Genomic DNA, 20203 nt, shown 5'->3' with positions numbered 1-20203 from the left:
TAGCCTTTCGTGTTGGTCGAGGCCGGACATTTCGCGCTTGCGCTCGCACTGGGCCTGTCCCTGATCCAGTTCGTGGTTCCGCTCTGGGGCGCGCGGGCGAACGATCCGGTCCTGATGGCGGTGGCGCCGTCCTCCGCCCTGGCCGTGCTCGGGTGCGTCGCCTTCGCTTTCCTCGCCCTGACCTTCGCCTACGTGGCTTCCGACTTCTCGGTCCTCAACGTGGTCGAGAACTCCCATTCGACCAAGCCTCTGATCTACAAGATCTCCGGCGTATGGGGGAACCATGAGGGCTCCATGCTGCTCTGGGTCCTGATCCTCTGCCTCTTCGGCGCCGTCGTCGCGCTGTCGAAGAACAGCATCCCCATGCGGCTTCAGGCCAACACCCTGGCGATCCAGGCCGCCATCACCGTGGCCTTCCTGCTGTTCATCCTCATCACCTCGAACCCCTTCCGGCGCCTCGTGCCGGCTGCCGCCGAGGGACAGGACCTGAACCCCCTCCTGCAGGATCCGGGTCTCGCGATCCATCCGCCGCTCCTCTATATCGGCTATGTCGGCTTCTCGATCTCCTTCGCCTTCGCCTGCGCGGCCCTCATCGATGGCCGCATCGATGCGGTCTGGGCACGGATCGTCCGCCCCTGGACGCTTGGGGCGTGGTGCTTCCTGACGCTCGGCATCGCCATGGGGTCCTACTGGGCCTATTACGAACTCGGGTGGGGCGGCTGGTGGTTCTGGGATCCGGTGGAGAACGCCTCCCTCATGCCCTGGCTCGCTGGCACCGCACTGCTTCATTCGACGGTGGTAATGGAGAAGCGCGATGCCCTGAAGGTGTGGACGATCCTCCTCGCCATCCTCACCTTCTCCCTGTCGCTTCTCGGCACCTTCCTGGTCCGCTCCGGCGTCCTGACCTCGGTCCATTCCTTCGCCGTGGACCCGGCCCGCGGGACCTTCATCCTCGGCATCCTCGTCATCTTCATCGGCGGATCGCTCGCCCTCTTCGCCTGGCGGGCGCCGATGTTGCAGCAGGGTGGCCTGTTCGCACCGATCTCGCGGGAGGGCGCGCTGGTCGTGAACAACCTCTTCCTGGCGAGCGCCTGCGCCACGGTCTTCGTCGGGACGCTCTATCCGCTCGCGCTCGAGGTGCTGACCGGCGACAAGATCTCGGTCGGCGCGCCCTTCTTCAATCTCACCTTCCTGCCTCTCATCCTGCCGCTGCTCCTGCTCCTGCCCCTCGGGCAGACGCTGGCCTGGAAGCGCGGCAAGTTTCTCGGCACGGCCCAGCGGCTCTATGTGGTCTTCGGCCTGTCCATCCTCGTTGTGCTGGCGACGCTTGCCTTCACGCGCGGCGGTCCCGTGCTTGCGCCGTTCGGCGTGGGTCTCGGCGTCTATCTGATGCTGGGGTCCCTCAACGAGATCGTGACGCGCTCCTGGAGCCGGGGGAAGCCCCTGGGCGTGGCCTGGGCCAAGGCGCGCGGCCTGCCGCGCTCCACATGGGGCACGGCCATTGCCCATGCGGGTGTCGGGCTCATGGTGCTCGGGATCTCCGCCACCGCCTGGGACGTGGAGACCCTCGGAACCATGAAGCCGGGCGATCGTCTCGGCGTTGGTCCATATCAGCTGCGTCTGGAGCGCGTTGTGCCGCGCCAGGAGGCCAATTACCGCGAGGATGCCGCGCTCTTCCGCGTGTTCCGGAACGGACAGGAACTCGGGACCCTCGAGAGCATGAAGCGCCTCTATGTCACGCGCGGCATGCCCACGACGGAGGCGGGGATCATGACCTCCGGCCTGAGCCAGGTCTATGCCAGCCTTGGCGAGGTGCAGCCTGATGGCTCCATCGGCGTGAGATTCTATTATAAGCCGCTCGTGCTGCTGATCTGGCTCGGCGCGGTGGTGATGGCCCTCGGGGGAGCTCTCTCCCTCACGGACCGCCGCCTGCGGATCGCCGCTCCCGCGCGGGCGAAGGCGGCGCCCGTCGCCCCAGTTCCGGCGGAGTAGGACATGCGCGTCGTTCTGGCCCTTCTCCTGGCTTTTGTCCTTGGCGGCCCGGTCCTGGCCGTGCAGCCGGACGAGGTGATGAAGGATCCGGTCCTGGAGCATCGGGCCCGCGAGATTTCGGCGGGCCTGCGCTGCATGGTCTGCCAGAACCAGTCCATCGACGATTCCGACGCCCAGCTCGCCCGCGACCTGCGGCTCCTCGTGCGCGAGCGCCTCGCCGCCGGCGACAGCGACCGGCAGGTGCGGGATTTCCTCGTCCAGCGCTATGGCGAATTCGTGCTGCTGAAGCCCACCTTCGGGAATCACACCCTCGTGCTCTGGCTCGCGCCGCTCCTGGTCCTCGTGGTCGGGGGGATCGGTGCCGCTGTGGCCCTGCGGCGGCGCCCGAAGGCCAGCGCCGCCCTCGACGAGGATGAGCGCAGGGCGCTCGATGCCCTGCTCAAGCGCGAATGACGCCCGTCCGAACCTTACGAACATTTCATGCTGGGGTGAGTGAACCGTAAGGGGGGAAGGGCCATGTTTGCTCTCATCGCGAACCCGAGAGGTTCCTCGAGGAGAGAGACACCATGTTGGATAAAGCTTCCACGCCCGCCCGCAAGCGCGTCACCAAATGGCTCGGCGCCGCTGCCGTCGCCGCCCTGATCGCCGGCGGCGCCGTCGAGAGCGGGCTCGTGGCACCCAATCCCGCCCACGCCGAACTGCGCTCCATGGCCCAGCCCATTCAGGGCATGCCGTCCTTCGCCGACGTCATCGACCGTGTGAAGCCCGCCGTGATCGCCGTCAAGGTCAAGGTTCAGAACGTGGCGAGCCGGGACAACGGCGACGACGGCGAAGAGTTCGGGATGCAGGACCTGCCTCCCGGCATCGAGAAATTCTTCCGCCAGTTCCGGGACCAGATGCCCGATCAGCGTGGTCCGCGCGGCCAGCGGCAGCAGCCCCGCCAGTTCGGCCAGGCCCTCGGCTCCGGCTTCTTCATCTCCGCTGATGGCTATGCGGTGACCAACAATCACGTGGTCGAGAACGGCTCGTCCGTCACCGTGACCATGGACGACGGCAAGGAGCTGAGCGCGAAGGTCATCGGCACCGACCCGAAGACCGATCTCGCCCTGATCAAGGTCGATGGCGGCAACGACTTCCCGTTTGTTCGTCTGGCGCCCCAGAAGGCCCGCATCGGCGACTGGGTCCTGGCCGTCGGCAATCCGTTCGGCCTCGGCGGCACGGTGACGGCGGGTATCGTCTCCGCGCAGCACCGCGACATCGGCGCCGGTCCCTATGACGACTTCATCCAGATCGACGCGCCCGTGAACAAGGGCAACTCGGGCGGACCGACCTTCAACCTCGCCGGAGAGGTGGTCGGCGTCAACACGGCCATCTATTCGCCCTCCGGCGGCAGCGTCGGCATCGCCTTCGCCATCCCGGCGAGCACCGTCGAGCAGGTCGTCGCGTCCCTCAAGGACAAGGGCACCGTCACCCGCGGCTTCATCGGCGTGCAGATGCAGCCGGTGACGAAGGAGATCGCGGAAGCCATCGGCCTGAAGGAACCCAAGGGCGCCCTCGTCGCCGACACGGTCAAGGGCAGCCCGGCCGAGAAGGCGGGTATCAAAACCGGCGACACCATCGTCGCCGCCGATGGCGAAACCATCAAGGAGGCCAAGGATCTCTCCCGAAAGGTGGCGCAGGTCGCCCCGGGCAAGAGCCTCAGCCTGACTCTCTACCGCGACGGCAAGGAACGCACCGTCACCGTCGAGGTCGGGAACCAGCCGAAGGGCGCCTGACGCGCTTTTCGGTAACCCCTAGGATACCGGGCTTTCCCCCTGTCGCTTGTCCCTCGCGTCAAGCCCGGTATCTTCGCCCGCGGCAGGCCGGCCACCCCTCCAAGGCCGGTCTGCCGTCGGGCTCAATTTTTGCTATAAGCACGGCCATGCGGATTCTCATCATCGAGGACGACCGTGAGGCGGCCTCCTATCTCGTCAAGGCGTTTCGGGAAGCGGGCCACGTCGCGGATCATGCAGCGGACGGTCTCGACGGCTACGCCATGGCCGAAGCGGGCGAGTACGACGTGCTTGTGGTCGACCGCATGCTGCCGAAGCTCGACGGCCTGTCGCTGATCCGGTCCCTGCGCGAGCAGAAGGTGGAAACACCCGTGCTGATCCTTTCAGCCCTCGGCCAGGTCGACGATCGGGTGAAGGGCCTGCGCGCCGGCGGCGACGATTACCTGCCCAAGCCTTACGCCTTCTCCGAACTGCTGGCCCGCGTCGAGGTGCTCTCGCGCCGCCGTGCCACCGCGCCGAACGTGGAAGCGACGGTCTATCGCATTGCCGATCTTGAACTCGACAGGCTTTCCCATCGCGTCACCCGCTCCGGCCAGGAGATCGTGCTCCAGCCCCGGGAATTCCGGCTCCTCGAATATCTCATGAAGAACGCCAACCAGGTGGTGACGCGCACGATGCTTCTGGAGCATGTGTGGGATTACCATTTCGATCCCCAGACCAATGTCATCGACGTTCACGTGTCGCGGCTCAGGGCGAAGATCGACAAGGGCTTTGCGAAGCCGCTGATCCATACCATCCGCGGCGCGGGCTACACGGTGCGGGTCGGCCCCGCCGAGGGCGAGGAATGAGCAGGCCCGCATCGGCGCTCTCTGCCCTCGGAGCTCTCGTCCGCACGACCGCCTTCAAGCTGTCCTTCGCCTATCTGCTGGTCTTCGCGCTCTTCGCCTTCGTCGCGCTGGGCTATGTGGCCTGGAATGCGCAGCGCCTGCTCTCCGACCAGTTCACCTCGACCATCGACGCGGAGATCAACGGCCTGTCCGAGCAGTACCGGCTCGGCGGCCTTCGCCGCCTCGTCAACATCGTCGAGCGGCGCTCGCGCGCGCCCGGCGCCTCCCTCTATCTCGTGACGACGAATGCCGGCGAGAAGATCGCGGGCAATGTCGCCGCACTGCCACCGGGCGCGATCGACCATCCCGGCCAGTTCGAGACCAATTATGCCCGTACCGAGGACGCGGACGCTCCGCCGAGCCACGCCCTCGTGCGCGTCTATCTTCTCCCCGGAGGATTTCGCCTCCTCGTCGGACGGGACATGGAGGAGAGCGCCCGCCTGCGTGACGTGATCCGGCGCGCCTTCGCCTATTCGCTTCTGTTCATCGGCGTCCTCGGCTGCGGCGGCGCCTGGTTCATCACCCGCCGCGTCCTGAAGCGCATCGACGACATGACCGATACGACCCGTACCATCATGGCGGGAAATCTCAGTGGGCGCGTCAAGGTCGCGGGGACGGGCGACGAGCTTGATCGGCTCGCCAACAATCTCAACGACATGCTCGATCGGATCGGCGAGCTGATGCACGGCATGCAGGAAGTGTCCGACAACATCGCGCACGATCTGAAGACACCGCTGACGCGCATGCGCAACAAGGCCGACGAGGCCCTGCGCCTCGCCAAGACGCCGGACGAACTGAAGGTCGCGCTCGAGGCCAATATCGAGGAGAGCGACAACCTCATCCGCATCTTCAACGCGCTCCTGATGATCGCGCGGCTCGAAGCGGGCAATGCGCAGGAGGGATTGTCGGATTTCGACGGCGCCGAAGCGGTGCGCGACATCGCCGAACTCTATGAGGCGCTTGCCGAGGAAGCAGGCGTTCCCCTCGAGGTCGATATTCAGGGCGACCTGCCCCTTCACGGCAGTCGCGAGCTTCTGGGGCAGGCGGTCGCGAACCTGCTCGACAATGCCTTGAAATACGGTGCGCCGACCGGTGCCGACGAGGCCGCCGAGCCGGTCACGGTCACGGCCCGGCGGGTCGGCTCCTCTGCCGAGATCGTGGTAGCGGATCGGGGAGCCGGAATTCCCGAGGCCGAGCGCGGCCATGTTCTGGAGCGGTTCGTCCGGCTGGAGACGGCGCGGTCGCGCCCCGGCTTCGGCCTGGGCCTCAGCCTCGCGACCGCGGTTGCGCGCCTCCATGGCGGCTCGCTGCGGCTCGAAGACAACGAGCCGGGATTGCGCGCCATGCTGGTCCTTCCCCTGCGGCCGGCGACGGGGGCGCCTCTCATGGCGGGAATCGGCGCCTGATCGGAAGCGCGGGCCGGACCAACATTTCGGTTGCCTCGCCTCCCGCGGCATGGACACTTGGCCCGCACCCAGGATTCGTCGGAGGGGCCGTGTCGGACGTGAATTCATCCCTTCTCAGCCGCCTGAAGCAGGCCCCGCCTGTGTCGGACCGCGGGAAGGCCAAAGCGCAGCTGGCGGACCTCCTGGAACGGGCTGATGACATCCCCGAGGCGGTCGCCGTCCTGCCCGCGCTCGAGGGCGGGCCCTTGCGCGACCTGCTTCTGTCCATCGCCGATCACTCTCCCTTTCTCTGGCAGCTGATCCGCAACGAACCCGCGCGCCTTGCCGGTCTCGCGGCGCGGCCGCCGGAGGAGAGCCATCGCGCCATCGTCGAGGACCAGGCCAGCCTCTTCCTCCGGTTCAGGGCGGGAGAACTGTCGCGGGATGACGTGGTCAGCGCCTTCAGGCGCAACCGCAATAGCCATGCCCTCCTCGTCGCGCTCGCCGACATCGGCGGTCTGTGGGGCATGGAGGAGGTGACCCGCGCCCTTTCCGAATTCGCGGATGCGTCCGTCCGTGGCGGCGTCAACCTCGTCCTCACCGAGATGGCCGATCTCGGCCGCATCGCCCTCGTGAATCCGGATGCGCCGGGCGAGGGATCCGGCTTTACCGTGCTGGCACTGGGAAAGCATGGGGCGGGCGAACTCAATTATTCGAGCGACATCGACCTCGTGGTGTTCTTCGATCCGGGAGCGACGGCGCTGCCCGAGAACGCCGAGGCGGCCACCTTCTATACCCGGGTCGCGCAGCAGCTCGCCCGCCTGCTCCAGGAGCGTACGCCGGACGGTTATGTGCACCGGGTCGATTACCGCTTGCGTCCCGACCCCGGCTCGACGCCCACCGCCGTCTCGCTGCCTTCCGCCTATACCTATTACGAAACGGTCGGCCAGAACTGGGAACGCGCGGCGCTGATCAAGGCGAGGCCCGTGGCGGGCGATCTCGGCCTCGGCGAACGTTTCCTCGACGATCTGCGGCCGTTCATCTGGCGCAAGTATTTCGACTTCGCGTCCATCGCCGACGTGCATGCCATGAAGCGGCAGATCCATGCGGTTCGCGGCCATGACGAGATCGCGGTCGCCGGTCACGACATCAAGCTCGGGCGCGGCGGCATCCGAGAGATCGAGTTTTTCGTGCAGACGCAGCAACTCGTCTTCGGCGGGCGCCGGCCCGCCTTGCGGGGTCGCCGCACCCTCGACATGCTGGGTGCGCTCCATGACGAGGGCTGGATCACCGCGCAGGCGCGCGACGAGCTCTCCCACGCCTATCGTTTCCTGCGCGGCATCGAGCACCGCCTGCAGATGGTGGCCGATGAACAGACCCAGCGCCTGCCTTCCGACGAGGAGGAGCTGACGCGGTTCGCCGCATTCTGCGGCTATCCCAGCCTCGATGCCTTTTCGAGGGCGCTTACCGACCAGGCGCGCATTGTCCAGGGACATTATGCGCTTCTGTTCGAGGAGGGGCCCGAACTCGCCTCCGACGTCGGCAATCTGGTCTTCACGGGCACATCCGACGATCCCGAGACGCTGGCGACCTTGGAACGTCTCGGCTTTCGCGATCCCGCGCGCGTTGCGGAGACGGTGCGCGGCTGGCATTTCGGGCGCCGGTCCGCCATTACCAGCAACCGCGCCCGCGAGGTGCTGACCGAGCTCGTGCCGGCCCTTCTCGCCGCCCTGGGCGGAACGGCCGATCCGGACGGTGCCCTGGCCGCGCTCGACCGCGCCTTTGGACGCATGCCCGCGGCCGTGGAGCTTCTCACCATTCTCCAGTCGCACGATCGCCTGCGCCTGCTCTTCGCGGATCTGCTCGGCACGGCTCCGCGCCTTGCCGATACGGTGGCGCAATCGCCCCACGTTCTCGATGCGCTGATCGATCCCGCCTTCGTCGATCCCTTGAGCGACGATGACGGCATCGAGGAACAGGTCCGGCAGATCATCGGCCGCCCGGGGGATTACGAGGATTTCCTCGACCGCGCCCGCGATGCTGCCCGGCAGATGCGCTTCATCACAGGCGCCCGGCTTCTCTCCGACATTCTCTCTCCGGCGCAGATGGGTCGTGCCTATGCCGCGATTGCCCGCGCCATCCTGCGGGCGTCTCTGGAGCAGGTCCGTGCGTTGTTCGAAGCGGAGCATGGAACGGTGCCGGGAGGAAAGGTTGCCGTCCTCGGCCTTGGCCGCCTGGGCTCCCGCGAATTGACGGCGGGCTCGGATCTCGACCTCGTGGTCATCTACGATTTCGACGAGGACAACCGCGAGAGCAGCGGACTGCGCAGGCTCGACGCCGTGGTCTACTACACGCGTCTGACGCAACGCCTCGTGGCGGCACTCACCGTGCCGACCCGGCGCGGGCTGCTCTACGAGGTCGATCTGCGCCTGCGCCCGCAGGGAGGGAAGGGGCCCGTCGCCTCGCAGTTCAAGGGTTTCCTCGCCTATCAGAGAAGCGAGGCCGACCTGTGGGAGCACATGGCCTTGACCCGCGCGCGTGTGCTGGCCGGAGACGAGGACTTCGGGAGCATCGTGCAGGATGCCGTGCGTGACATCGTCGGAGCGCCACGCGATGCCGCGAATGTTTTCGCGGAAGTGCGGTCCATGCGCGAACTCATCGCCCAGGAGAAGGGCGACGACGATCCCTGGGATCTCAAGCTGGTGCGGGGCGGGCTGACGGATCTCGATTTCATCGCACAGGCCCTGGTGCTGGCGCATGGCGCTGACCATGCAGCCCTTCTCGGCCACGCGCCGGAGGAAACCTTCATGGAGGCCTGCAAGGCGGGCCTGATCAGCGAGGACGCGGCGAGGGAATTGGTCGAGGCTCACCGGCTGTATCAGGCCATCTTCCAATGGCAGCGCCTCACCATCGAAGGACGCTTCGACCCCACATCCGTGTCGCCCGCCATCCTGAAGCGTCTCGCGACCGTCGCTGGCCTGCCGAATTCGAAGGTGCTCCTCCATGAGCTCAGGGAAAAGGAGGCGCGGGTGGGGAACCTCTACGAGCGGATATTGGCGGTTGCGTCGGGCCGGAAATCCACGGGCCGGAGGACCTGAACGGCAGGCTGTGGGACCCGCCCTGGAAAGCGAGGGCGGTGGTATCGCTCCGGACGAAACCTGTCCGTCGGGCCGCACAAGGCGAGGGACCGGTGCCCCACGGGTCAGACGCAGCATCGCCGCCCGGATCAGTCCGATGTGATGTCCTCTCAACGACGATTTCGTGCGGCCCTGCCGGCCTCAGGCCATCGTCATGCCGCGGCGTCCGCCAGCGCGATGACGGCGCTCGTCGCCTCCGTCAGGGGCAGGTGGACCAGCACGATGGTGCCGACGCCTTCCTGGCTGCGGATGCGTAGCGTGCCGCCATGGAGCTCGGTCAGGGAGCGGGCAATGGCGAGGCCGAGCCCCGAACCCTTGTAGCTCTTGGAGAACTCCGTCTCGACCTGTTCGAAGGGCTGGCCGAGCTTGTGCAGGGCACTCGCCGGGATACCGATGCCGTTGTCCTCGACATAGATGTTGATCGCGTCGCCCGCCTGGCGCGTGCGCACGGTGATGCAGCCGCCATCGCTCGTAAACTTGGTGGCGTTCTGCAACAGGTTCACGAGGATCTGATGGATGGCGCGCTCGTCGGCAGGGACGATGATGTCCTCCGGGTTGACGTCCACCGTGATGGAGAGGTTCTTCGCCTTGATCTGCTCGTTGACGAGGCGAAGCGCACGTTGGATCGACGCGTTCACCTCGATAGGCTGCTTGGTGAGGCTGGTCCGGCCCGCCTCGATGCGCGACATGTCGAGGATGTCATTGATGACGGAGAGAAGGTACTCGCCGCTCGAGCGGATGTCGCTGCAATATTCCTCATACTTGTCGGATCCGAGCGCTCCGAAGATACCGCTCTGCATCACTTCCGCGAAGCCGATGATGGCATTCAGAGGCGTACGCAGCTCGTGGCTCATATTGGCCAGGAACTCGGATTTCGCGCGGTTGGCGCTTTCGGCCTGGGCCTTCTGGTCAAGATAGCGCTCGGCGAGATCTGCGAGCTGCTGTGTCTGCGCCTGGAGCTTCTGGCGCGACTGCTTGAGGTCGAGAACCGTCGCGATCAGCTCCTTCTCGGATTCGACGAGACGCTGCTCGTGCCGCTTCAACGCAGTGATGTCGGTACCCACCGAGACGTAGCCGCCGTCCTTGGTACGCCGCTCGTTGATCTGCAGCCAGCGGCCGTCCTGCAAGCGCGCCTCGTAGCTGCGGGCACCCACATCCTGCTTCTGGGCGCGCATGAACTGGTGCTGGATTTCCGGCGGGCGGCCCTGGGCCATGACATCCGCATAGGACTTGCCCTGGATCTCGGCGTCCGGCGAAAGCTCGTGCAGCTTCAGGAATTTCGAATTGCACAGCACGAGGCGGTTGTTCGCGTCCCAGAGGACGAAGGCCTCGGAGATGGCCTCGATGGCATCATGCAGGCGCGCATCGGCCTTCGCAGTCTTCTCTTCGAGCCCGCGCTGCTCCGTCACGTCCACGGCAATTCCAACCAGGTGACTCGCCGCGTCGTCCGGATCGCTCATCAGCTCGGCGCGGGCGCGCAGCCACACCCATTCGCCGCCGGCGCTGCGGATGCGGAATTCGTAGTCGACGAGCGAGGTCTTCGCGGAGGCGAGCTGTTCGGCGAGCGTATAGAGATCCTGATCCTCGGGATGGATCATGGCGTTGACTTCGCCGAAGGACAGGAACTCGTCCTGCCGCTCGTAGCCGAGCAATTCGTACATGGAGTCGGACCAGTAGAGTCGTCCGCGTCCGATGTCCCAGTCCCAGAGTCCGCAGCGGCCGCGATTGAGGGCGGAGTCGATCCGGTCGCGCACCTTCTCGCACACCTCGTCGGCGGCGCGGGCGCGGTTCGCCTGCATCACGTAGGCGATGCCGATGCCGAGCAGGACCACGATGGTCGCGCCGAGCAGCGAGACGTGACCGATGGTGCGCGTCCACCAGCCCGACAGAACATGCGGGAGCGGCTGCACGATGGCGATCTGTCCCGACGATGCCGGAAGCGAGCGCACGGTGGCGATGCCCTGGTCGCCGGAAGCGAGCCTGATGGTCATGACGCCGGCCCGGTCGGCAAAAGTCGTCAGAGGCTGCGCGTCACCGAGAATTTCGTTGAGAGACTTGGGTGCGTTCTTCGTCGCCGGATGGACCGCGATCACCAGGCCGGACGCATCCGCCAGCAGCAGGATGCGGTTCTGAGACAGCGCGCTTGCGGGCATGCCCTTGACGAGGTTCTGCAGCTGCGATCCGGCCTCGGCCGTGTTGGCAGGAGCCTTGTGCGCGCCGAGTTTCGCAGCGGACAGCGACGCGATGACGTCAATGTCACCGATGGCGTCGAGAACGGTATCCTCGCGGCCATTGCGAACCTGGATCCACGCACTCGCCGCCAGGGTGACGAGAAAAAGCGCGAGCAGAGCAGGAACTGCCAGACGAAGCAAAGGCTCGTATTGCTCAAGCCGACGATAGGTCGGATGCGCGTCCGTCCGCGTCACCCCTAGAATTGTACCCGCGCGTGCGGGTACGCATGCGGTCGCCGCGCCCGCCATGCGATCTCCCTCCGGAATCCCTCGTTGTCCCTATTCGGAAGGACGTGCCGCATCTTCCCGAATCACTAACAATAGAATCATCGCCGCGTGATTTGTCTAGCTATGCAAAGGCCTAGGACCCCAAAATTTTTAATGCTTCGTTAGGAAAGATGGCGACGGATGCCTGTCGCCGAAAGATAATTCTTTTCAAAACCTTATTTAGCCGACGTTTCTTCGAGAGAGCGTTGCACAATGTCGCCTACATCACGGGAAAGACTCGCGTTTTGCGCAATGCGGACAAGAGCTCGTCTTGCGTGCTCGCGACGGCCCTTTTCCATGATCCGCCAAGCGCTGAAGGCCGTCAGCAACCGAGCCGCGAGCTGTGGATTCAGGGGATCGACGCGCAGGACGATGTCGGCCACGAAATCATAGCCACGTCCGTCGGGTCCATTGAACTGAGTCGGGTTGAGCATGGCGAAACTGCCCACGAGAGAGCGGACGCGGTTGGGGTTGCCGATCGAGAAGGCGGGATGGTCCATCAGGCGCCTGACCCGCTCGAGCGTATCGTGCTCCGGGATCGCCGCCTGAAGCGTGAACCACTTGTCGAGAACCAGGGGCTCGTTGCGATAGCGCTCGCCAAAGGCCGCGATCGCATTCTCCCGTGCCGCGCCCGGCAACGTCATCAGGACGCCCAGGGACGCGAGACGGTCGGTCATGTTGCTCGCTGCCGCGAATTGCGTGCTGGCGAGCTGTTCGCCACGCTCCGGATCGGCGGCGGCAAGAAAGTCGAGGCAGGTGTTGCGCAGGGCCCGGCGCCCGGCGCTCGCGGCATCCGGGCTGTAGGGGCCGGTCTCGGCCAGATATTCGTAGATATCCTGTAATTTGCCCGCGCAGGCTGCGCCGACGGCGTGGCGCAGATGCAGGCGGGCGCGATGGATGGAGTCGGGATCGACATCGGCTCCGATCTCCTGCGCCACGTCTGTCTCGCTGGGCAGGGTGAGGACCAGGGCGGCGAAGGCCGGATCCTTTTGGGCATCTCTCTCCAGGAAGGCGCGGAGGGCCGAGGCGAGGCCATCTAAACCGTTTTCGGGAAGCGCTGTCCCGGTGGCGAGACCGGCGAGCAGGCGCATGGCGACCGTCTGGGCCGCCTGCCAGCGATTGAACGCATCCGTATCGTAGCGCAGCAGGACAAGGAGATCCTCGTTCGTGAGATCCAGCGATGTCCTCACCGGCGCGGAGAAGTCCCGGAAGACCGATGGCACCGGGGCCGAGGAGACGCCGGTGAAGACGAGACTGTCCTCTGCCTTGTCGAACAGGAAGACACCTTGCGGGCCGACCCGATCACATGTGGCGGTCAGCGTCGAGCCGTCGCGGGCGACGAGACCCAGCGCGATGGGAATCGCCATGGGCTCCTTTTCCGGCTGTCCCGGTGTGGGTGGGGTCGCCTGCCTGACATCGAGCCGGTAGGTCTGCGTGGCAGGATCGTATGTGCCGCGGACGCCGACCCGTGGCGTCCCGGCCTGCGCGTACCAGCGGGCGAAATGCGTCAGGTCCCGGCCCGTCACCGTCGCGAAGGCGCCGAGGAAATCCTCGACGGTCGCCGCTGTGCCGTCGCAACGCTCGAAATAGAGATCCATCCCGCGGCGGAAGTCCTCGTCGCCGATGATCGTCTTGAGCATGCGGACGATCTCGGCTCCCTTCTCGTAAACGGTCGCCGTATAGAAGTTGTTGATCTCGCGATACTGCTGCGGCCGGACCGGATGGGCGAGGGGACTCGCATCCTCGGAGAATTGCCGCGCTCGCAGGGTCTTCACCTCGGCGATGCGGTGCACGGGCCGCGACCGCTCGTCGGAGGAAAATTCCTGGTCGCGGAAAACCGTCAGGCCTTCCTTCAGGCAGAGCTGGAACCAGTCGCGGCAGGTGACCCGGTTGCCGGACCAGTTATGGAAATATTCGTGCGCGATGATAGCTTCGATGTTGGCATAATCCGCGTCGGTGGCCGTCTCGGGACTCGCGAGCACGTATTTGTCGTTGAAGATGTTGAGACCCTTGTTCTCCATGGCGCCCATGTTGAAGTCCGACACCGCGACGATGTTGAACTCGTCGAGGTCGTATTCCCGCCCGAAGACCCGCTCGTCCCACCGCATCGAGCGCTCGAGGGCGTCGAGGGCGTAACCGGCGCGATCCTCCTTGCCGGGCTCCACATAAACCTTCAGCCGTACGGGACGGCCGTTCATGGTGACGAAGTCCTTGCCCACATGACCGAGCCGGCCTCCGACGAGGGCGAAGAGATAGGATGGCTTCGGGTGTGGATCGTGCCATACCGCATAGTGCCTGCTCGTGCCCTCGACCGTACCGCTTTCGACCGGGTTGCCGTTGCCGAGCAGGACCGGCGCCTCGTTCCGATCGGCCTCGATGCGCGTCGTGTAGACGGAGAGCACGTCGGGACGGTCGAGGAAATAGGTGATGCGCCGGAAGCCGTCGGCCTCGCACTGGGTGCAGTAATTGCCACCCGACCTGTAGAGTCCCATCAGCTTGGTATTGGCGGTCGGATCGAGCTCGGTTTCCACGGTCAAGGTGAAGGGCTGGCGCGGCGGCTGGCTGATCGTCAGGGAATGCGGGCTCGACTCGAACTCGCTGTCGGGAAGGGATCGGCCATCGAGCGTGACGTTCCTCAGCTTGAGATCGTCGCCGTCGAGCACGAGCGGGGCATCGGCACGGCCTCGCGGATGGGGCCGGACCGTGAGCGTGGCCGTGACCCGTGTCGCCCGCGGATCGAGGCGTACGTCCAGCTCGACCCGATCGATCAGGAAATCGCTCGGCCGGTAATCCTTGAGCTGGATGATGTGGGACTCGTCGGGCCGCATGCGCTCTCTCATCAAAGTGAAATTATATTACGAAATAGGGCCCATGCCGAATTCCGCAAGGCCGTGCAGAGGAAGGCAGGGAAAGGTAAACGACTTCTGAATAATGAGCGCGCGATGCCCGATCCGGAAGGCCGGGACTTGATCTATGCGCCAAATGCGCCATCACCTACCCGCGATCATATGGGAGACGATAATGGAGTACCTGCATACGATGGTTCGGGTCTCGAACCTCGAGCAATCACTCGACTTCTTCTGCAACAAGTTCGGCCTCGTCGAGGTCCGCCGGATGGACAACGAAAAGGGGCGGTATACCCTGGTCTTCCTGGCCGCTCCCGGCGACGTGGAGAAAGCCAAGGAATCCCGGGCGCCGCTGCTGGAGCTCACCTATAACTGGGACGAGCACGACTATGCCGGCGGGCGGAATTTCGGCCACCTGGCCTATCGCGTCGATGATATCTACGCCACGTGCCAGAAGCTCATGGACGCAGGCGTGACCATCAACCGGCCGCCGCGCGACGGCAACATGGCCTTCATCCGGACCCCGGACAACATTTCCATCGAGCTTCTCCAGCGTGGCGAACCGAAGCCGCCGCAGGAGCCCTGGACGTCCATGCCGAATACCGGAACGTGGTAAGCTGAGCCGCTCTGCGCGGACCGGGACTCCTCGAGGCCTCCCGGAAGTGGGATATTTGCCGAAAAGGCCTTGCTCCCTCCGGCGACCCGGCTCACCATGGCGAGCCGGGTTCTCCGGCGGAGGACGAATGTGATACGGGAAGCGATCCGCTTTTGGCGGCAAGGACGGCTGGTCGAGATTGCCGATTTTCACCCCCGGACTACGCTTCTGGATTACCTGAGACTGCAGCAGCGCCATTTCGGAACCAAGGAAGGCTGCGCCGAGGGCGATTGCGGAGCCTGCACCGTCGTGCTCGGACGCATCCGCGGCGGGCGCATGCACTACGAGCCGGTCAACGCCTGCATCCTGCTGCTGGGCCAGGTCGATGGCGCCGAGCTCGTGACCGTGGAGGATCTCGCGGCCGGCGGCCGGCTGCATCCGGTCCAGGCCGCCATGGCCGAGAGCCATGGCTCGCAATGCGGCTTCTGCACACCCGGCATCGTCATGAGTCTCTTCGCGCTCTACCATGCGGGCGAACGCCCCTTGAGCCGTGAAAGCGTGAACGACGCGCTCGCGGGCAATCTCTGTCGTTGCACGGGTTATCGTCCGATCGTCGAAGCGGCTTCGAAAGCCTGCGATGGCGATCCCTCCGATGCATTCCATGCCAATGCGGAGCGGACGATAGAGGCCTTGACCGCGCTGTCCGACGGCCACGACGTTTTCGTCGGGAGCGACACACGGTTCTTCGCCGCTCCAGCCACCGAAGCTTCCCTGGCAGCGCTCTATGCCCGGCACCCGGACGCCACTCTCGTGGCCGGAAGCACCGATGTCGGCCTCTGGGTCACGAAGGCCATGGCGGATCTCGGCAAGGTCATCTGGCTCGGGCGCGTGGCCGGACTCGACGTGATCGACGACAGCGCCGAACTCCTTGCGATCGGCGCAACCGCGACCCACGCGGAATCCCATGCGAGCCTGGCCCGCACCGATCCCGATCTCGGCGAGCTCGTCCGCCGATTCGGCTCGGCCCAGATCCGTGCCTCCGGCACGGTCGGCGGCAACATCGCCAACGGCTCGCCCATCGGCGATCTCGCTCCGGCCTTGATCGCCCTTGACGCGACGATTGAACTTCGCAGCGGCGATACGCTGCGCACCATCCCGCTCGAGGACTTCTTCATCGCGTATCGCCGGCAGGACCGCGCGCCCGGGGAATTCCTCCGTCGAATTCTCGTGCCCAAACTTCGGCCGCGCGAGGCTTTTCGCGCCTTCAAGGTGTCGAAGCGCTTCGACGAGGATATCTCGGCCGTCATGGGTGCCTTCCGGTTCCTGCTCGACGGGCGACGGGTCGCGTCGGCCCGCATCGCGTTCGGCGGCATGGCAGGCATTCCGAAACGGGCGGATGCGACGGAACGGGCGCTTGCTGCCATCTCCCTCGACGAGCCGGAGACCTGGGGCGAAGCGATGGCAGCGCTCGGGCGCGACTTTCAGCCGATGGACGATCATCGGGCGTCGGCCGACTACCGCTCCACGGTTGCGCGAAACCTTCTCTTCAAGGCACTGAGCGAGGTTGCGTCGGGCGAGACGAATGCGACACGCATCGCCGGCCGCCGTGAAGCGCTACAGGCGGCGGAGTAGGGCGATGAACGAGACGGTCAAAACCGGCGCGTCCCTCACGTCTCCCTCGATGCAGGAGCATGCCGATCCGCTCCGCCACGTCCATCGCCCGCTGCCGCACGATTCCGGCGTCAAGCACGTGCAGGGCACGGCGCAGTATATCGACGACATCCGTGAGCCGGATGGCACGCTTCACATTGCCATCGGACAGTCGCCGAAGGCGCGCGGGCGGCTCGCTTCTCTCGATCTGACGGCGGTGCGTGTGCAGGCGGGTGTCGTCGCTGTGCTGACCGCGGCGGATATTCCCGGCAAGAACGATATTTCCCCGGCCTTCGGAGACGACCCGCTTTTCGCCGACAGCGAGATCAGCTTCCTCGGTCAGGCGCTGTTCGCCGTCGTCGCCACGAGCCGTGATACGGCGCGGCGTGCCGTCCGGCATGCGATCGTCGAGATCGAGGCGGAGACGCCGAGCATCACCGTCGAGGATGCGCTTGCGCGCGGGGAGACCGTGCTGCCCGACTACGCCTTCGGGCGCGGTGATGCGCACGGCGCGATCGCGGAAGCGAGGCATCGCCTCGACGGGCAATTCCGCGTCGGCGGGCAGGAGCATTTCTATCTCGAAGGTCAGGTTGCCCTCGCGGTGCCCGGCGAAGATGGCGATATCCATGTCTATTCCTCCACCCAGCATCCGACCGAGGTGCAGCATGTGGTGGCCCGCGTGCTTGACCTGCCCGATGCCTTCGTGGTCTGCGAGACGCGTCGCATGGGAGGCGGTTTCGGCGGCAAGGAAAGCCAGGCGACGCAATGGGCCGTGATGGCCGCGCTCGCGGCGCGGCTGACCGGGCGGGCATGCAAGCTGCGGCTCGACCGTGACGACGACTTCATCCTCACTGGCAAGCGGCACGATTTCCGCTGCGACTGGCAGGTCGGCTTCGACGACGATGGCCGCATCGCGGGATACGCGATCGACCTTCTCGCCCGTTGCGGGTATTCCGCCGACCTGTCCGGCGGCGTGGTCGACCGCGCTATGTTCCATGCCGACAATGCCTATTGGATGCCTGCCGTGCGGGTGGCCTCGAAGCGGCTGAAGACCAACACGGTGTCGAACACGGCGTTCCGTGGCTTCGGAGGCCCGCAGGGCATGCTTGCCATCGAGCATGTCATGGACCAGATCGCCTGGGCGACGGGGCGCGATCCGCTCGACGTGCGCTATGCCAATTTCTACGCGCCGGGGCGCAATCTCACGCCCTATGGCATGGAGGTCGAGGAGACCGACACGCTGTGCCACCTCGTGCGCCGCCTGGAGCGCACGTCCCATTATCGTGCGCGCCGCGAGGAAATCGCGGCGTTCAACGCGTCCTCGCCGATCCTGAAGCGCGGAATCTCCCTCAATCCGGTGAAGTTCGGCATCAGCTTCACGCTGACCCATCTCAACCAGGCGGGCGCGCTGATCCATGTCTATCAGGACGGATCAGTGCATCTGAATCACGGCGGCACCGAGATGGGGCAGGGGCTCTATATCAAGGTGGCACAGGTCGTCGCGGAGGAATTCGGCATCGCCATCGAGCGCGTGCGCATCACTGCGACATCGACGGCGAAAGTGCCCAACACGTCGCCGACGGCGGCGTCCTCCGGCTCCGATCTCAATGGCATGGCGGCGCGGATCGCCGCCGGCGCCATCAAGCGGCGCATGGCGGCGCATGCGGCGGGTCTCTTCGGTGTCCCGGAGGACCAGATCGAATTCCGGGATGACCGGATCTTCGCCGGCAATGAGTGCCTCACATTCACCGAGCTTGCCAGGAAATGCGTTCTCGCGCGCGTTCCGCTCTCGGAAGCGGGTCACTACAGCACGCCGAAAATCACATGGGACCGGGAGAAGGCGACGGGCCGTCCGTTCTTCTACTTCGCCTATGGCGCGGCCTGCTCGGAGGTCGTCATCGATACCCTGACGGGCGAGAACAGGCTGTTGCGCACCGACATTCTTCACGATGTCGGCCGTTCATTGAACCCGGCCATCGATATCGGCCAGATCGAGGGCGGGTTCGTCCAGGGCATGGGCTGGCTCACGACGGAAGAGCTCGTCTTCGACAGCGAAGGGCGCCTCCTCACTCACGCGCCCTCCACCTACAAAATTCCCGTCGCCTCCGATGTGCCGGCCGATTTCCGTGTGGCGCTGTTCCCGAATGCCAATCGCGAGGAGACGGTCTATCGCTCCAAGGCCGTCGGCGAGCCGCCAATCATGTTGGCGAACAGCGTGTTCTGCGCACTGAGCGACGCGGTACATTCCCTCGATCCATTGAAACCCGTGCCCCTCGACGCGCCCGCGACGCCCGAGGCGATCCTGCGCGCCTGCGAGGCGCTGCGGGGGAGGTCGCTGGGGTGAGGATCTGGCATCGCCTTGCCGAACTCCTCGGCGCACACGGCGCCGCCGCCCTCGTGAGCGTCCACGAAGTCAAAGGGTCCGCACCGCGAGAGACGGATGCGCGCATGGTCGTGCGGCCGGATGGCGGATTCTACGGATCCATCGGCGGCGGGCAGCTCGAAATGAAGATGCTCGCCATCGCGCAGGAGATGCTGAAACAGGGACGCCAGCCCGCGCGCATCCTCGACCAGGCGCTCGGCCCCGATCTCGGCCAATGCTGCGGCGGGCGGGTGAAAATTCTTGTCGAGACTTTCGACAGGCGCGACCGGAAGGATATCGAGGCGATGGCGGCGCAGGAGGCGGAGGGCGGCCTGTTCACGGTCGAATGCCGCCTCGAGGACGGCCGCGTCAGGCGCGAGATCTCCTCCTCCGTCGGCGACGATACCTGGACGGAGTGGCGGGAGGTTCACGGCGAGGCGCGCACGCCTCTCCTTCTCTTCGGCGCCGGCCATGTCGGGCGGGCGCTGGTTCTGGCACTGGCGCCGCTTCCCTTCGAGATCCGCTGGCTCGACACGCGGGAGGATGTGTTTCCCGCGCACGTCCCGGCCCACGCCACGCCCGTCCTGATGAAGGATCCGGAGGCTGAGATCGCCGCGGCACCGCCGGATTCGTTCATCCTGGTCATGACCCACGATCATCCCCTCGACATGGCGATCACCGCGAGCGCCCTGAGCCGGGGCTTCCCTTTCGTCGGCCTCATCGGCAGCGCCACCAAGCGGGCCCGGTTCGAGAAGCGCTTCCGCGAGCTTGGGCTGGGGGAGGAGCGCCTCCGAGACCTGATCTGTCCCATCGGTGTCCCCGGGATCGCCGGCAAGGAGCCGGCCGTCATCGCGGCCTCCGTCGCGGCGCAGCTCCTGCAGGTGCGGGAGCGAATCCCTCCCAGTTCCACCGCCGTCATTGCGGGCCAGGAATCCGTAACCTCCACAGGTTCAGGATGAAGGGCAACGGCAGCCGTTGGTCTTCTTTCTGCACTGTCAGCGCCTATAAACTCCGGGTTCGCCTGCGGCGCCCCGGAATGAGCGACCATCAAAAATTCTCGCTTCCCCTCCCGTCAAACG

12 protein-coding genes are annotated in these 20203 nt (G+C 65.8%); 10 read left to right on the top strand and 2 right to left on the bottom strand.

Annotated elements, in window-relative coordinates; all coding sequences use genetic code 11:
* The first annotated feature begins 9 nt into the window (after positions 1-9).
* From AC522E_RS12820 to AC522E_RS12795, 6 genes are all read left to right on the top strand, one after another.
* A complete protein-coding gene (locus AC522E_RS12820; RefSeq protein ID WP_500746649.1) occupies positions 10-1992 on the top strand; it encodes a heme lyase CcmF/NrfE family subunit in 1983 nt (660 codons plus the stop codon).
* Between the two features lie 3 nt (positions 1993-1995).
* Positions 1996-2445 carry a cytochrome c-type biogenesis protein gene (locus tag AC522E_RS12815; protein ID WP_500746648.1) on the top strand — a complete coding sequence of 150 codons (450 nt, stop codon included), beginning with the start codon at positions 1996-1998 and terminating at the stop codon, positions 2443-2445.
* Between the two features lie 113 nt (positions 2446-2558).
* Positions 2559-3767 carry a trypsin-like peptidase domain-containing protein gene (locus AC522E_RS12810; protein ID WP_500746647.1) on the top strand — a complete coding sequence of 403 codons (1209 nt, stop codon included), beginning with the start codon at positions 2559-2561 and terminating at the stop codon, positions 3765-3767.
* 146 nt (positions 3768-3913) lie between these two features.
* Positions 3914-4612 carry a winged helix-turn-helix domain-containing protein gene (locus AC522E_RS12805; RefSeq protein ID WP_500746646.1) on the top strand — a complete coding sequence of 233 codons (699 nt, stop codon included), beginning with the start codon at positions 3914-3916 and terminating at the stop codon, positions 4610-4612.
* Complete coding sequence (locus tag AC522E_RS12800; protein ID WP_500746645.1) at positions 4609-6057, top strand: HAMP domain-containing sensor histidine kinase; 1449 nt, start codon at positions 4609-4611, stop codon at positions 6055-6057. Before AC522E_RS12805 ends, AC522E_RS12800 begins: the two co-directional genes overlap by 4 nt.
* Before the next feature lie 89 nt (positions 6058-6146).
* Positions 6147-9134: a bifunctional [glutamine synthetase] adenylyltransferase/[glutamine synthetase]-adenylyl-L-tyrosine phosphorylase gene (locus tag AC522E_RS12795; protein ID WP_500746644.1), complete on the top strand. Its 2988-nt coding sequence runs from the start codon at positions 6147-6149 to the stop codon at positions 9132-9134.
* A 191-nt stretch (positions 9135-9325) separates the two neighbouring features.
* On the opposite strand, the gene AC522E_RS12790 is transcribed toward AC522E_RS12795, so the two are convergent.
* Positions 9326-11653, bottom strand: a complete 2328-nt coding sequence (locus tag AC522E_RS12790) for a sensor histidine kinase (protein WP_500746643.1) — start codon at positions 11651-11653, stop codon at positions 9326-9328.
* 194 nt (positions 11654-11847) lie between these two features.
* Positions 11848-14499, bottom strand: a complete 2652-nt coding sequence (pepN, locus tag AC522E_RS12785; protein ID WP_500746642.1) for an aminopeptidase N — start codon at positions 14497-14499, stop codon at positions 11848-11850.
* A gap of 193 nt (positions 14500-14692) precedes the next feature.
* On the opposite strand from pepN, the gene AC522E_RS12780 reads away from it, so the two are divergent.
* The 4 genes from AC522E_RS12780 (at position 14693) to xdhC (ending at position 20083) form a co-directional block, all read left to right on the top strand.
* Entirely contained in the window at positions 14693-15133 is a 441-nt protein-coding gene (locus AC522E_RS12780) for a VOC family protein (protein ID WP_500746641.1), read from the top strand.
* A 132-nt stretch (positions 15134-15265) separates the two neighbouring features.
* Positions 15266-16744, top strand: coding sequence for a xanthine dehydrogenase small subunit (gene xdhA / locus AC522E_RS12775; protein WP_500750680.1), 1479 nt, complete (start codon positions 15266-15268; stop codon positions 16742-16744).
* Positions 16745-16793: 49 nt separating this feature from the next.
* Positions 16794-19106, top strand: coding sequence for a xanthine dehydrogenase molybdopterin binding subunit (gene xdhB / locus AC522E_RS12770; protein ID WP_500750679.1), 2313 nt, complete (start codon positions 16794-16796; stop codon positions 19104-19106).
* The gene (xdhC, locus tag AC522E_RS12765; protein ID WP_500746640.1) at positions 19103-20083 is read left to right on the top strand and encodes a xanthine dehydrogenase accessory protein XdhC; all 981 of its coding nucleotides are present in this window, start codon (positions 19103-19105) and stop codon (positions 20081-20083) included. The genes xdhB and xdhC overlap by 4 nt, the downstream gene beginning before the upstream one ends.
* Positions 20084-20203 lie beyond the last annotated feature (120 nt).

The organism is Microvirga sp. BF8 (assembly GCF_059888585.1).
Note: the sequence above shows the minus strand (reverse complement) of the source record. Positions and strands in the feature narration are given on the sequence as shown.